Raw genomic sequence first — 14,433 nt, 5'->3', positions numbered from 1 at the left:
CCGGCGGGGATGCCGGCCGTCGGCAGGGACGGGCGACCCATCCGCGACCGTGCGCATCGACCAGGGGTGCCGACATGGGTCGCCCAGCGGGTCGTCCGTGTCGACGGCGCCCGCGGCGTTGCCGCCGGCGGCCGGTGGTGAAGGCCGCCGGGCGGTGGACCGTCAGCTCGTCCACGCCGACGACGGGTGCCGCAGCCGCAGGTCGTCGCACGCGGCGCACGTCCGCTCGGGCAGGACGCCGAGCGCGATCAGTCGCGCGAACAGCCAGCAACCGAGGCAGAATCCGAAGGCCGCCTCGAGCGTGGCGGCCGCGGCGATGGCCCCGACCAGGACGAGCGCGGGTGTTGTGGCGGCGAACCCGAAGTGCAGCACCGCCGCGCTGACCGACAGCGCCGCGCCGATGCCCTGGGCGAAGCGCTTGGGGCTGCCGGGGACCAGCCGTTCGGCAACGGACAGGTTCGGGGTGATCCACCGAGTCACGAGCTGACCGAGCGGGCTGAGCGTCGGACCGGTCGCCACGCGCGCGACGAAGCCGTACGCCAGCGCAGCGAGCACCCATGTCCGGCCGGCGAGCACCAGCGCACACATCAGGACCACCCCGGCCGCTACCAGGCGGGCCGAAGCCTCGTTCACGGGATCGGGGAAGCGGAACAGCGTACGCATGGGGCGCCACCCTAGAGCGACCCTGCCGGCGCCGTGCACGTCAAACGCTGCAAACCCGGGAGCGACCACCCGACGCAACGCGCACGCCCAGATCTCTGACCTCGGTCAGACAATCGTGTACGATGGCGCCAATGGACCACGTCGCGGTGCTCCGCCGCTTCAACCGCTCGTTCACGGCGCGCGTCGGCGTGCTCGAGGACCGCTTCCTCGGGTTCGACCGGCCGCTGGGACACGCTCGGATCCTGTTCGAGATCGGCCGGGCCGACGGTCCGGCGGCTGTGCGCGACCTGCGCACCGGGCTCGATCTGGACTCGGGCTATCTCAGTCGGATCCTGCGGGCACTGGAGACCGATGGACTGGTCGACGTCTTCACCGATCCCGCCGACGCGCGGCAGCGCCGGGTTCGGGTGACAGCGGCGGGTCGGGCCGAGTGGCGGCGCCTCGACGAACGGTCGGACCGGCTCGCGGCGCGGGTGCTCGACGGTCTGGCACCGCGCCACCGCGAGCGCCTGAGCGCCGCGCTGACCGAGGCGGACCAGCTCCTGACCGCGGCGCATGCACGACTCGAGGTCGTCGATCCGCGCACCGATGCGGCACGCGACGCGGTCCGACGGTACGCAGCCGAGCTGGACGAGCGCTTCCCGGGTGGCTTCGACGCCGACATGGAGGTCGACGCGGAGCTCCATGCGCTCACCGCACCGGCCGGCCGCTTCGTGCTCGCGCAGGTCGACGGTCGCGCCGTCGGATGCGGTGGTGTGCAGGTGCTCGACGACGGGGCGGCCGAGATCAAGCGCATGTGGGTCAGCCCTCAGGTGCGCGGCACCGGGCTGGGCGGACGCCTGCTCCGCGCGCTCGAGGCACACGCGTCCGACCTGGGCTGCGCGATCGTGCGGCTGGACACCAACAGCGTACTGACCGCCGCGGTCGCGATGTACGGACGCGCGGGTTATCGGCAGATCCCGCGCTACAACAACAACCCGTATCCGGACCTGTTCTTCGAGAAGCGTCTGGCCGACGACGGTTGAGGCGGCTGCGGACCGCCGCGGGATCCAGGTCGGGCGTCAGCCCGACCGCGCGCGGTCGTGTGCCGGCCGGCGACAGCCATGCACCGGCCTGCCCCACGGCTACGTTCGATGGCGACGCCGACGGGAGGCGGAGATGACCATGCGCAACGCCGCGTGGGACGGTGTGCGCGCGATCGCGCCGCTGCTGATCGGCGTCGTGCCGTTCGGCATCGTCGCCAGCGTGGCCACCGTCGACAGCGGGCTCGGCCCGGGAGGCGCGTTCGGCTTCTCGACGCTGCTGTACGCGGGCGCGTCGCAGCTCGCCGCACTCGAGGTCCTCGGGCGTGACGCACCACCACTGGTGGCCATCGGCACCATCGCGATCGTCAACCTGCGGTTCGTCATGTACTCGGCCGCGCTCGCGCCGCACCTGAGCGACGTCGGACTGGCGCCCCGACTCGGTGCCGCGTACGTGCTGACCGACCAGGCGTTCGCCGTCTCCGTCACGGCGTACGGGCGGCGGGCGCTCACACCCCGGGCGCGGCTGGCGTTCTACCTGGCGGCGGCGTGCGTGATGTGGCTGTCGTGGCAGGCGGCGACCGCCGCCGGCGTGCTGATCGGCGGGGCACTGCCGGACGGCGCGCCGCTCGACTTCGCGCTGCCGCTGGTGTTCATGGTGCTGCTGATACCGGCGATCGAGGACCGGCCGACCGCGGCCGCGGCCGTCGTCGGAGGTGTGGTCGCCGTGCTCGGCGCGGGCCTGCCGGCCGGGACGGGACTGCTGCTCGGCGCCGGCGGCGGGATCGCGACCGGCGTGCTGCTGGCCGCTCGGTGAGCGGCTCCGCGACAATCTGGCTGGTCATCCTCTCGGGCGGCGTCGTGACGTACATCACCCGCGCCACGCTGCTCGCACTCGCGCACCACGCGCGCGACCTTCCGCCCCGGGTCCGCGATGGTCTGCGGATGATCCCGCCGGCCGCGCTCGCGGCACTCGTCGCGCCGGCAGTCCTGCGCCCCGACGGACCGCTGCTGGTGTGGCACCCCCGCCCGCTCGCCGGGCTGCTGGCTGCCGCGGTCGCCTGGCGCTCGCGCAACGTCGTCGCCACCCTCCTCGCCGGGGGCCTGGCGCTGGCGGCGCTGACCGCACTGGGCATCGGTTCGTGACGCCGCGACCCCTGCGCGGCGATAGCCTGGATGCGCAAGGGGGTTCGGATGGACGGGTGGCAGATGGTGCTGCTGATCGTAATCGCGACGATCGTCCTGATGATCGTGGCGATCCGCGGCGTGCTGCGGGGTCGGCGCGTTCCGACGAAGGCCAAGCTGGCCGTGGCCGGCGCGATCGTGTGGCTGCTGTCGCCGGTCGACATCCTCCCCGACACCCTGTTCCCGGTCGGGTTCCTCGACGATCTCGCCGTGCTGGCGGCCGCGGTCCGCTACGTCCTCGACCAGCTCGAACCCGCCGGTCAGGTGGATCCGGTGCAGCGACGCGTGCGCGACCGCCGCGCGATCGACGCACAGGACTGGCGCATCGCCGACGATCCGGACTCCGACCGTCGCTGAGGTCACCCGCCTGCATACGCGCGCGTTGGTCGATCCCGGTCACCCGACCAACCAGCCCGACACGCTCAGCCGGACGGGGCGTCGCGGCCGATGTCAGCGACCGTGACGCCGTCGAGGCCCGCCAGCGCCTCCGGGCGGACCCGGAGCTTGAGCCGGCGGCTGCCACCGCCGACGATCACCCGGTCGAGCTCGAGGATCGGCGCGTCGACGAACACCGGCACGTCGTCCGGCAGCCCGAACGGCGTGACGCCGCCGGGGACCATCCCTGTCTGCGCGACCGTGTCGTCGGCGGAGGCGAAGGACGCCTTGCGGGCGCCGACCAGCAGACGCGAGTGCCGGTTGAGGTCGAGGCGTCGGTGCGCCTGCACGATGCACGCCGCGTGCCGGACCTCGCCGGTCCTCGAACGCACGAGGATGCAGTTGCCCGACTCCTCGAGGGTGTGGCCGTAGCGCTCGCAGAACAGCGCAGTGTCAGCCAGCTGCGGGTCGATCCAGATCTGCTCGGCGTCGGGGTCGCACCGCTGCACGGCCGCCAGTACGCGCCTTTCGAGCGTGACGTCGTCGATGCGATCCATGCGTTGTGTGATCCTCTCGGCCGATAGGGTGCCCTGGGACGAACGCTCGGGTGAGAGGCGACGATGACGTCACGGGACGGGTCGGCGTGGTGGCAGCGGGGTGTGATCTACCAGATCTACCCGCGGTCGTACCAGGACGGCAATGGCGACGGCATCGGCGACCTGCAGGGCATCACGTCGCGGCTCGACCACCTCGCCTGGCTCGGCGTGGACGCGGTGTGGTTGTCGCCGATCTTCGCCTCGCCGATGGAGGACGGCGGCTACGACGTCAGCGACTACACGGCCGTCGATGAGATGTTCGGCACGCTCGACGACTTCGACGCGCTGGTCGCGCGCGCCCACGACCTCGGGCTGCGGGTCATCCTCGACTTCGTGCCGAACCACACGTCGCACCAGCACCCGTGGTTCGTCGAGTCCCGCAGCTCGCGCGACGCCCCCCGGCGGGACTGGTACATCTGGCGGGACGGCACCGGTGACGGCGGGCCACCGACCAATTGGCGCAACGTCACCGACGACCGGCCCGGCACGGGATGGAACCACGACGAGGCGACGGGACAGTGGTACCTGGCCACGTTCTCGCCGGTCCAGCCCGACCTCAACTGGGCCAACCGCGAGGTGCGCGCCGCGATGGCCGACGTGCTGCGGTTCTGGCTGGACCGCGGTGTCGACGGCTTCCGGATCGACATGGTCAGCTTCCTCGCGAAGGACGAGGAGTTCCGTGACGAGACCGACCTGCCGCAGGGCGACGGCTCCGGGTACGTCCACGACGCCCGGTACCACTTCAACCGACCCGAGACGGTCGCCCATCTCCGCGAGATGCGGGCCGTCGTCGATGCCTACCCGGACCGCCTGCTGATCGGCGAGATGACCTACGAGGCGACGATCGACACGCTGGTCGACTACGCCGCGGACGCCGGCATCGACCTGCCGACCAACTTCGGGCTCATCACCCGGCCCTTCGAGCACGATGCGATCGCCGATCTCATCGACACCTACGACCGCGCGGCGGCCGACCGGGGTGTCTGGCCGAACTGGTGCCTGTCGAACCACGACACGCCACGCCCCACCCTGCGCGGCGACGCCGCCGCCCGCATGGCGCTCGTGCTGCTGCTGACCGTGCGTGGCACGCCCTTCGTCTACTACGGCGACGAGATCGGCATGGCGAACGTGGAGGTGCCCCCCGAACGCCGTGATGACCCCTGGTCGACCTCTGTCGGCGGCGTGACCCGCGATTCGTTCCGCACACCCATGCAGTGGGACGACGGTCCCACGGCGGGCTTCTGCCCGTCCGACGTCGAGCCGTGGCTGCCCGTCGGCGCCGACCGCGACGCGGTCAACGTCCGGATCGCACGGGAGGATCCGGCCTCCACGCTGCACCTGGTCCGGCGGTTGCTGACGCTGCGGCGCGAGCGGCCGGAGCTGGCGACGGGGCCCTACCGCCGGGTCCGTGGAGCACCCGACGGCTGTCTGGTGTACCGGCGTGGCGACGGCGACGATGTGGTCGCCGTGGCCTGCAACTTCGCCGACACCGCCCGCGTGATCGCCGTCGAGGTCAGCGGTGCTCCACCACGTGTGCTCGCCCGGACCGGTGCCGTCGATGTCGATCCGCACGAGGCGACGATCCGGCTCGGACCCGACGCGGCGGTTGTGGTCGGCTGACCGAGGGCGCGGTCGGCGCCGCACCTTCGACAGCGGTAGTTTCGTGTGCGGCGGCGGCCGACACAGGACAGGACGTGCGTGGGCCGGGCCGATGCCGCCGCAGTGCCACGTTCCCGAGGGCCGGGCGCGATCGCGTCCGGCGGAGGCAGGTCGGTCATCACCATGGCAGCTCCGCTCGACGGCGCGCGAATCCTCGTCACCGGAGGCTCCGGCTTCATCGGTGGTTCGGTCATCGCGTCCCTGAAGGAGGCGGGCGCCGAGGTCCGCAACGTCGATCGGCGGCCGCCGGCCGGCGACGTGCCGACCGTCCTCGGCGACCTGCGTGACCCCGGCGTCGTGGACCGTGCGGTCACCAACGATCTCGACGGCGTCATCCACCTCGCCGCACGCACGTCGGTGCTCGAGTCGGTGCGGCATCCCAGCGAGACCACCGACGAGAACGTCGTCGTCACCGCCGCGTTGCTCGAGCGGGCGCGGAGCGAGGGCGTGGGAAGGTTCCTGTTCGCGTCGACGAACGCCGTGACCGGCGACGTCGGCACGACGACGATCACCGAGCAGATGCCGCTGCGACCACTGACGCCGTACGGGGCCACCAAGGCGGCCTGCGAGATGCTGCTGTCCGGCTACGGCGAGTCGTATGACATGCAGACGTGCTCGTTGCGCCTGACGAACGTGTACGGCCCGGGGATGGGACGCAAGGACAGCTTCGTGCCCCGCCTCATGCGGGCCGCCCGGTCCGGCGAGTACATCCAGGTGTACGGCGACGGCGAGCAGCGGCGCGACCTGGTCCATGCCGAGGACGTCTGCCGTGCGTTCCGGCTGGTATGGGAGCGCGGTGCCACCGGCCCGCTGATCGTCGGCTCGGGGTCCTCGACCAGCGTGCTCGACCTCGTCGACGCCGCACGCACCGCGACCGGACGCGAACTGCCGGCCAAGCACGTGGAGGCCAAGCCCGGCGAGATGCGCGCCGTGGTGGTGTCGATCGACCGTGCGAGCGGGCTCGGTTACCGGCCGCGGGTCGACCTCGCCGACGGGTTGCGGGCCGTCTGGGCCGAGTTCGACACCGGGACGTAGCGCCCGGCATCCTGGGCGCCATGGCGACCGCCACCCCCGCCGCACCACCGACGACCGACGCGCGCACGACCGCGCCGCCGTCGGCCGGTCTGCTGCGCACGCACTGGATCTTCGTCGCGCTGCTCTCGCTGGGTGCCGTCCTGCGCGCGCTGACGTTCTTCGCGTACCGCCCGGCGCTGATCTACATCGATTCGCTGTCGTACCTCGTCAACATCGGGCCGCTGCGTCCATCGGGTTCGCGCCCGATCGGCTACTCGGTCTTTCTCCGTCCGCTGGTCGCCTTCGGCGATCTGCGCGTCGTCCCGCTCGTGCAGCACTTCATGGGCCTGGGGATGGCGGTCGGCATCTACGTGCTGCTGTTGCGTGCGGGGGTCCGCCGCTGGCTCGCCGCACTCGCGACGGCGCCCGTCCTGCTCGACGCCTACCAGTTGCAGATCGAGCAGAACGTGCTGTCAGAGACGCTGTTCGAGGTCATGATCCTGGTCGGCACGGTGCTGCTGGTCGACGGCATCGGCCGCGCACGGTCGACCCGTCGTCGGTTGATCACCGCGGCGCTGTCGGCCCTGGTGTTCGGCCTGGCCGTGCCGGTCCGCCTGATCGGGCAGTTCGTCGCCGTGCCCGCGGTCGTGTACCTGGTGACCGAGCGCGGCCGCGACTGGCCACGACGTCTGATGGCCGCCGTGCTGTTCGCCGCCGTGTTCGCGGTGCCGGTGCTGTCGTACATGGCGTACTACCGGTCGTGGACCGGCGACTTCACGCTGACACCGATCGGCGGGAAGATGATGTACGGCCGCGTCGCGGTGCTGGTCGACTGCGACCGCATCGACATCCCGGCCGACCAGCGCGACCTGTGCCCCGACGAGCCGCTCGGTCAGCGGGCCAAGATCGACAACTACGTGTGGAACCGCGAGTCGCCGGTCAACCGGCACGTCCCGCCGCCCGGCGTCAGCCTCGACCAGTCACTGCAGGACTTCGCCCTGGGCGTCGTGCGCCAGCAGCCGTGGGACGTCACCCGGGCCGTGCTGATCGACATGGGCAAGATGTTCTGGCCCACCAGGGCCCAGTTCGAAGGTGACGTCGACGTCGGTCGCTGGCAGTTCCAGGACGTCTACCCGCGGTACGGCCAGTACGCAGAGGTGCTCGCCGCCTTCGACGCGCGTGCCCGGATCTCACGGGATCTGGCGTCGTTCCTGCGCTCCTACCAGTTGAGCGTGGGCTACACGCCCGGCCCGGTGCTGCTCGTCGCACTGCTCGCCGGGCTGGTCGGCGGGCTGGGCGTCGGACGCGCCCGGCGCTCACCGCTGCGCGCGCCCGCGCTCCTGTGGGCGGTGACCGCCGGCATCCTGGCACTGCTGCCGGCTGTGTACGAGTTCTCCTGGCGCTATATGCTGCCCGCGCTCGTGATGATGCCCGTCGCCGGCGCACTCGGCGTCACGGCGCTCACGGATAGGAACCGCCCGATGACCGCGACCGCCGGCCAGCCGTCGCAAACGACCGACGGCGCCGTCGCGCCGACCACGCGCTCCGCGCCCGCGTCGGTGGACGACGCCGCCGTCGCGAGGTTCGCCGAGGCCTACGATCACCCGCGGCTGGGCCCGATCGCCGTCGTCATCGCCGCGTACGACGAGCAGGACGCCATCGGTGGCGTGCTGACCGAGATCCCCTCGACGATCGAGTCGCACACGGTCAGCGTGATCGTCGTCGACGACGGTTCGGCCGACGCCACCGCCGACATCGCCCGACGCCACGACGCCTACGTCGTCGAGCCGAATGTGAACCGTGGCCAGGGCGCAGCGCTGCGTCTCGGGTACCGGATCGCGCGGGAGACCGGCGCGAGGTGGATCGCGACGCTCGACGCCGACGGGCAGTACGACCCGGCGGAACTGCGGTCGGTCCTGCAGCCGGTGCTGCGGGACGAGGCCGACTTCGTCACCGGATCGCGCCGCCTGGGGACGGAGGAGACGACGGACGGGTTCCGCAAGGCGGGCGTCCGCTTCTACGCGTGGCTCGTCACCGCGCTCACGCGTCAGCGGATCACCGACACGTCCTTCGGGCTGCGCGCCATGCGCGCCGAGGTCACCGAGACGGTGCACCTGCGCCAGCCCCAGTACCAGTCCTCCGAGCTGCTGATCGGCACGCTGGCGCACGGCTTCCGCGTCGTCGAGGTCCCGACGACCATGCGTCAGCGGTCGGCCGGCGAGTCCAAGAAGGGCCACAACCTGCTGTACGGCCTGCGGTACGGCCGGGTGGTCGTCGGGACGTGGCTCAGGGAACGCGCTCGACGGCGCGGCCGTCCGTAGGCGTCGCCGTGGCGGTCCGCTCGCGGAACACCACGCGATCGAGCAGCACGTACTTGACCAGGAACAGCGTGCCGTTGATCGCCACGAAGGCGGCGTCGACGACGCCGACCTCCAGCGCGCGCGGCAGGTCGGCCGACTGCACCCAGCGGTCGGCGGCCCACGTGCCCACCGCCGAGCCGATCACGCTCGTGGCGACGACGGCGGCGTAGGGCAGCAGTTCGTCGCGCAGCCCCGGGCGTCCCCGGCGTTGCCACGCCCAGCGCCGGTTCAGCACGTAGTTGACCGGGATGCCCGCGGCGAACGCGAGCACCGACGCGACCTGTGGTGACGTGAGGCCGAGTCCGTACAGCAGCAGGAACGCCACGTTGCTGGCGCCGAACGCGACGACCGACCCGACCGCGTACCTCGAGAACCGGCGCACTCCGGGGCGTTGCGCAAGGGCGCGCGCACGCCCGCTCGGCGGCGCGGTGGCGGCCGATCCCTCGGGGTCGCGAGTTGAGGTCATCGCGCCTGATGCTACGGTTTCCAGCGGCGTGTCGCCCACAGCTCACCGGAGACGGGTTCATGCGTCCCCGCCATGGTGACCGTGCGGCGGCGTGGCCGCCCCATCTGACCAGGTTGGAAGTGTGCGACCTCTGTAGTAGCGTTCACCCGGCACAGCCGGGCGTGGTGCGTCCCGTGGAGCCGGCTCCAGGGACGCCCCCGGTCACCAAGGCGTAAAGGACCCTCATGCGCACGCTGGTTCTCGGCGGAGACGGTTACCTGGGGTGGCCGACCGCCCTGCACCTGTCACAGGCGGGCCACGACGTTGCCGTCGCGGACAACTTCGCTCGTCGCCAGTACGATTACGAGCTCGGTGTCGGGAGCCTGGTGCCGATCGAGACGCTCCAGACGCGCGTCCGTGTCTGGGACGAGGTGTGCGGCCGCAGGATCGTCCCGTTCGTCGGCGACCTGACCGACCCGGAGTTCACGATCGAGATGATCCGGACGTTCCGTCCGGACACCATCGTCCACTTCGGTGAGCAGCGCGCCGCCCCGTACTCGATGATCGACCGGTCCCACGCGGTGTACACGCAGGTCAACAACGTGGTCGGCACGCTCAACGTGCTGTTCGCGATCGGCGAGATCGACCGCAACATCCACCTCGTGAAGCTCGGCACGATGGGCGAGTACGGCACGCCCGAGATCGACATCGAGGAGGGGTGGCTCGACGTCACCCACAACGGCCGGACCGACCGGATGCTGTTCCCCAAGCGACCGGGGTCGTTCTATCACCTGTCCAAGGTGCACGACAGCCACAACATCGAGTTCGCGTGCCGCATCTGGGGCCTGCGCGCGACCGATCTGAACCAGGGCATCGTGTACGGCTGCGAGACGCCCGAGATGGCACAGGATCCGCGCCTGGCCACCCGCTTCGACTATGACGCGGTGTTCGGCACCGTCCTCAACCGCTTCATTATCCAGGCGGTCATCGGTCACCCTCTGACCGTGTACGGCTCCGGCGGTCAGACCCGGGGACTCATCGACATCCGCGACACCGCCGCGTGCGTGCGGTTGGCGGCGGAGAACCCCGCCGACGCCGGCGAGTTCCGTGTGTTCAATCAGATGACCGAGAGCAAGTCGGTGGCCGAGCTCGCCAAGACGGTCGCCGAGACGTACGCCAAGGACGCGCAGATCGAGTTCCTCGACAACCCCCGCGTCGAGGCCGACACGCACTACTACAACGTCAGGCACACGCGTCTGGTCGAGCTCGGCCTGGAGCCGCACCTGCTGGCCGACACGTTGATCGAGTCGCTGTTCCGTGTGGTCGAGGCCAACCGCGACCGCATCGACGCCCAGGCGCTGCGGCCGACCGTCAACTGGCGCGCGACCACGAGCCCACGCTCCGCCCGGCACGACTGATCGATCGGACCCGGTCGGGCGCCACCGTCGCGTGGTCCCGACGGCTGTCACGGCGCCGATCCCGGACCCGCCGCGGCGCACCCGGCGCATCGCCGCCCGAGGGTGGCGTCACGAACCTCGGGGTGGTGTCGGCAGCGGGGTGGCCGTCGTGCGGGCCAGCGTCGTGAACAGGTCACGCAGGCGCGCCGTCACCGGGCCCTCGTCACCCCCGCCGATCGTGCGGCCGTCGACCTCGACCACGGGCACCAGCTCGCCCATCGTCCCCGAGCAGAACATCTCGTCGGCGCGGTAGACGTCGGTCAACGACAGGTCGCGCTCGGTGGCGCGTATGTCGTGATCGGCGCAGAGCTCCAGGACCGCGCCCCGGGTGATGCCTTCGGGACACGCGGTGGTGCGCGGGGTCGCGACCGTGCCACGGTGCACCACGAAGACGTGCGTCGCATTCGTCTCGGCCACGGCGCCGTGCAGGTCGAGCATCAGCGCGTCGTCCACCCCGGCCGCGTTCGCCTGGGTCTTGGCCAGGATCGAGTTGATCAGGTTGCACGAGTGGATGTTCTGATCCACGCAGTCTGGCGGGATGCGCCGGATGCCCGACGTGATCAGCCGGACACCGGTCCGGTCGTAGACCGGCGGCTTGTGCTCGGCCAGCACGATCAACGTCGGTCCCGCGGTGTTCAACCGCGGGTCCATGCCGCTTGTGTACTTGACGCCCCGCGTCAGCGTCAGCCGGATGTGGACGTCGTCGATCATCGTGTTCGCGGCCAACGTCCGTGCGATCTCGCGGACGATCACGTCGCGGTCGGGGATGTCGTCGAACGCCATCGCCAGCGCCGACGCGCGCAACCGGTCGAGGTGCTCGGTCAGGCGGAACACCCGGCCGTCGTAGACGCGCAGGCCCTCCCACACCGCGTCGCCGCCCTGGACGGCGGAGTCGAACGGGCTGATGCCGGCGTCGTCGCGGTGGGTCAGGTGCCCGTTGATGTTGATCAGCAGATCACGGTTGCGTTCATCGAAGCGCTGTCGCACCTTCGTCCTTCCGATCGGGTTGTACGCCGTCCGCTGCCGGCCGCCACACCGGACCGCGGGCTCAGGGGCCGACGGTCACCAGCCGGTGGGTCGCCAGCCGCTCGTAGATCTCCTGCGCCGCGGCGAGCAGTTCGGCGTGGCGGTCGTCGAGGTCGACGGTGGCAGGGCGGTACGGGGCGAAGCCCGTCGACCGTTCGACCGAGCCGTACCAGTGGTCGGCCCACACGCCGTCCGTCGCCCGTCGTCCCGGCGGCCACCACAGCATGCGGTCGCTGAACGGGACGCCGAGCGCCTCGCACGTCGTGGTCAGCACGCCGCGGGGGTCGCGCAGCACGTCTGCGGCGTCGATCACCGGTGGGCTCGTGCCGGCGTCGGCCACGTGGGCGAACAGGCGCCACTGCTGCGGCAGGCCCAGATCGTCGAGCGTCGGCTCGTCGCGCAGCTTGAGGTAGCTGGCGATCACCTCGTCGGGCGCACGGATGAGGAAGCAGTTGCGCAGCCCGTCCAGCCACGCGAGATCGACGTCATCGGTGACGTGGTGGGTCATGTGCTTCTGGTACCAGATCTCATGGCCGTCCGGGACCGGCCCGGTCAGCCGCGCGGTGACCCGCCGCCAGTCGTCGTCCAGCGACGCGAGGACCGCATCCCGCGCGGGATGGTGGCGCCCAGTGACACGCAGGAAGTGGGCGTAGAGGGGCTCGTCGCTGACCACGGTGTCCGGGCGGTTGCCCCACGAGCGCATCAGCGCGGTCGACAGGTTGCGGGGGCCGGACCACATGGCGATGCGTACGCCGTCGTCGGCCACTGGCGCCGCCTCCTCTCGTCGGACCGTGATGCTACGTCGCGCGGTGGGGTCAGACGGTCATGGCGATGCGTGACCCGCATCCATCAGGTCGCCGGTCAGCGCGATCAGCGCGTCGGCCACGCGGGCCTCGTCGACCATGGGCAGGAAGTGGTTGTCGACGCCGATCGTGCGGGTGGTCCACGCGCGCGCACCGGCCACGTCGGCCACCCAGGTGCAGGCGTCGCTGAAGACGAGCACGCCAACCGGCGCGTCCGGCCAGTCGACTGCGGTCGGGATCTCCTCCAGCCAGAACGCGGCCGGCAGCGCACGCAGTTCTCCGGACAGCCGACGCCGGCGATCGTCGTCGGGGATGGGATCCTTCAGGTCACCGTCCCGCCACATCGGGTACCCGCCGCCGTCCGTCAGCGCCGCCCGGATGTGCTCGCCCACCTCGGGCGCCTGCTCGTCGATCTGGTCGAGGCGACTGCGGCCGTCGGGTGGCGTGCCCGCGTCGGCGAGGATCTCGGCGGCGATGTCGTAGCCGGCGTCGCGCAGCACCGGGCCCAGCACGCCGAGCAGTTGCCCGGCACCACTGTGGGCCGCCAGCGACAGCGGCACGCCCGGGGGCACGTCCTCGGCGATGGTGCGCACGACGCACCGGACGTGCTGACGCCAGAACGGCGGCGACCCGTCGTCGGTCACCTCCGGCACCGCGACGGCGATGCCGCGGCGATCGAGCTCCCCCGCCACCGGCGCCCAGGTCGACGGGCCGGCGACCGGGCTGTGGACCAGGACGTAGGCGTGGCCGTCGGCCAACCGTGACCCCTTGCTCGATGCGTTGCTACTGCGCGAACCGCTCCACGTAATATGTGCGATCCACCCCGGCGCATGCACCGACGCCGTATCGGACCACGGCGGGATCCATGCGGATGATCCGGTGGCGCCTGGTGGTGGCCCACCACTCGTGCATCCGCTGCGCGCCCGATGCGATGTCGTCGTCGATCATCAGTCCCGTGTTCTCGCTGTCGGCGCCGGCCGTCGCCATCCGGTGCTCGTCACCGCTGAGCGGCACGTCGCCACGAGCGATCGCGCAGGCGTCGGTTGCGGCTGTCGTCGACAGCTCCGCGTCGAGCGTCAGCTCTGCGAGTCCCGCGTCCGCGCGGTCGGCGTTGAGCGCCACGAAGATCGGCTCGGTGCGTGGGTCCAGCGAGGTCGCGGCGTCACCGGCCGATGTCGCCGCGCGAGCGCGACCACCGGGTCCGGCAGGTGCGCTCTCGCGGACGACGATCACCGCGACGACCACGAGCACGCCGAGCAGCACGCCCGCGGCGCGGGCGCGGCGTCGACGTGACTGCTGGATCATCGTCGCCCTCATGGTCGGGGACCGGCGTCGTCGGACAAGCATGGCGCCGGGTGCCCCGCGCAGGCGGTCGCCGGGCCTGTCCGAGCGGGAAGTCGGTCCGTGATTCATCCGCGTGCGCCGCACGGCGTCGGCGGCGGGTGTCGCGAATCTGCAGGTCAGCCGCCTGTCAGCGCAGGCCGATGTCCGGATGGCCAGCTTTTCGGGTGGTCGCGTCGGACCGTCCGGAGCGAGTTGCCCCTGGCGGGACCGTGGTCCGGGTCGGTAACGTTTGTCGTGAGCCCGTCGCGCCCGGGAGCGAGCATGGACTGGGTCGAGGCGTTCCGGGCCCAGCTGGAGACGTCCGAGTGACGCTGCGGTTCACCGAGGTGTCGGCACACCGGTCTACAGCCGCGCTGCACATCGGTGGGCGCAGGAGCAACGCGCTGCTCGCCGACTGGGCGCACGTGGTCGGGTTCGGGCCGGACGCGGTCGTCGGCGCCGACGGTTGCGCGCCGCTCGGGCACCGGGGCGACGCCGTCCCGGA

Annotated in this window: 15 protein-coding genes; 8 read left to right on the top strand and 7 right to left on the bottom strand. The window is 71.5% G+C overall.

Annotation, left to right across the window (positions count from 1 at the left end; genetic code table 11):
* Window positions 1–162 precede the first annotated feature (162 nt).
* Window positions 163–663 carry a DUF4395 domain-containing protein gene (locus VFZ70_15140; GenBank protein HEX6257141.1) on the bottom strand — a complete coding sequence of 167 codons (501 nt, stop codon included), beginning with the start codon at window positions 661–663 and terminating at the stop codon, window positions 163–165.
* 131 nt (window positions 664–794) lie between these two features.
* On the opposite strand from VFZ70_15140, the gene VFZ70_15135 reads away from it, so the two are divergent.
* From VFZ70_15135 to VFZ70_15120, 4 genes are all read left to right on the top strand, one after another.
* Window positions 795–1,688, top strand: a complete 894-nt coding sequence (locus tag VFZ70_15135; GenBank protein HEX6257140.1) for a helix-turn-helix domain-containing GNAT family N-acetyltransferase — start codon at window positions 795–797, stop codon at window positions 1,686–1,688.
* Between the two features lie 139 nt (window positions 1,689–1,827).
* Complete coding sequence (locus VFZ70_15130) at window positions 1,828–2,502, top strand: AzlC family ABC transporter permease (GenBank protein ID HEX6257139.1); 675 nt, start codon at window positions 1,828–1,830, stop codon at window positions 2,500–2,502.
* Window positions 2,499–2,831 (top strand): AzlD domain-containing protein, encoded by a 333-nt coding sequence (locus tag VFZ70_15125; protein ID HEX6257138.1) that lies wholly within the window; start codon window positions 2,499–2,501, stop codon window positions 2,829–2,831. The genes VFZ70_15130 and VFZ70_15125 overlap by 4 nt, the downstream gene beginning before the upstream one ends.
* 30 nt (window positions 2,832–2,861) lie before the next feature.
* Window positions 2,862–3,227, top strand: coding sequence for a DUF1232 domain-containing protein (locus tag VFZ70_15120; GenBank protein HEX6257137.1), 366 nt, complete (start codon window positions 2,862–2,864; stop codon window positions 3,225–3,227).
* Between the two features lie 65 nt (window positions 3,228–3,292).
* Here VFZ70_15120 and VFZ70_15115 read toward each other — a convergent pair whose 3' ends face one another.
* A complete protein-coding gene (locus VFZ70_15115; protein ID HEX6257136.1) occupies window positions 3,293–3,802 on the bottom strand; it encodes a YbaK/EbsC family protein in 510 nt (169 codons plus the stop codon).
* A 63-nt stretch (window positions 3,803–3,865) separates the two neighbouring features.
* Between VFZ70_15115 and VFZ70_15110 the strand changes: the two genes are divergently transcribed.
* The 3 genes from VFZ70_15110 (at window position 3,866) to VFZ70_15100 (ending at window position 8,835) form a co-directional block, all read left to right on the top strand.
* On the top strand, window positions 3,866–5,461 hold the full coding sequence (locus VFZ70_15110; GenBank protein HEX6257135.1) for an alpha-amylase family glycosyl hydrolase: 1,596 nt from the start codon (window positions 3,866–3,868) through the stop codon (window positions 5,459–5,461).
* Between the two features lie 162 nt (window positions 5,462–5,623).
* On the top strand, window positions 5,624–6,535 hold the full coding sequence (locus VFZ70_15105) for an NAD(P)-dependent oxidoreductase (GenBank protein ID HEX6257134.1): 912 nt from the start codon (window positions 5,624–5,626) through the stop codon (window positions 6,533–6,535).
* 20 nt (window positions 6,536–6,555) lie between these two features.
* Window positions 6,556–8,835, top strand: coding sequence for a glycosyltransferase family 2 protein (locus VFZ70_15100; protein HEX6257133.1), 2,280 nt, complete (start codon window positions 6,556–6,558; stop codon window positions 8,833–8,835).
* Here the strand turns inward: VFZ70_15100 and VFZ70_15095 are convergent.
* Window positions 8,801–9,340 carry a GtrA family protein gene (locus tag VFZ70_15095; GenBank protein ID HEX6257132.1) on the bottom strand — a complete coding sequence of 180 codons (540 nt, stop codon included), beginning with the start codon at window positions 9,338–9,340 and terminating at the stop codon, window positions 8,801–8,803. The genes VFZ70_15100 and VFZ70_15095 overlap by 35 nt on opposite strands.
* A gap of 224 nt (window positions 9,341–9,564) precedes the next feature.
* On the opposite strand from VFZ70_15095, the gene VFZ70_15090 reads away from it, so the two are divergent.
* On the top strand, window positions 9,565–10,737 hold the full coding sequence (locus VFZ70_15090) for an NAD-dependent epimerase/dehydratase family protein (protein ID HEX6257131.1): 1,173 nt from the start codon (window positions 9,565–9,567) through the stop codon (window positions 10,735–10,737).
* 108 nt (window positions 10,738–10,845) lie between these two features.
* Here the strand turns inward: VFZ70_15090 and VFZ70_15085 are convergent, their stop codons facing one another.
* From VFZ70_15085 to VFZ70_15070, 4 genes are all read right to left on the bottom strand, one after another.
* Window positions 10,846–11,763, bottom strand: coding sequence for an aminotransferase class IV (locus tag VFZ70_15085; GenBank protein ID HEX6257130.1), 918 nt, complete (start codon window positions 11,761–11,763; stop codon window positions 10,846–10,848).
* 61 nt (window positions 11,764–11,824) lie between these two features.
* Window positions 11,825–12,568: a hypothetical protein gene (locus VFZ70_15080; GenBank protein HEX6257129.1), complete on the bottom strand. Its 744-nt coding sequence runs from the start codon at window positions 12,566–12,568 to the stop codon at window positions 11,825–11,827.
* Window positions 12,569–12,625: 57 nt separating this feature from the next.
* Window positions 12,626–13,363, bottom strand: a complete 738-nt coding sequence (locus VFZ70_15075; GenBank protein HEX6257128.1) for a hypothetical protein — start codon at window positions 13,361–13,363, stop codon at window positions 12,626–12,628.
* Between the two features lie 25 nt (window positions 13,364–13,388).
* The gene (locus VFZ70_15070; GenBank protein HEX6257127.1) at window positions 13,389–13,922 is read right to left on the bottom strand and encodes a CAP domain-containing protein; all 534 of its coding nucleotides are present in this window, start codon (window positions 13,920–13,922) and stop codon (window positions 13,389–13,391) included.
* Window positions 13,923–14,433 lie beyond the last annotated feature (511 nt).

The organism is Euzebyales bacterium (genome assembly GCA_036374135.1).
Classification (GTDB): domain Bacteria; phylum Actinomycetota; class Nitriliruptoria; order Euzebyales; family JAHELV01; genus JAHELV01.
The sequence above is the reverse complement of the archived record's forward strand: the minus strand, read 5'-3'. Positions and strand labels throughout refer to the sequence as shown.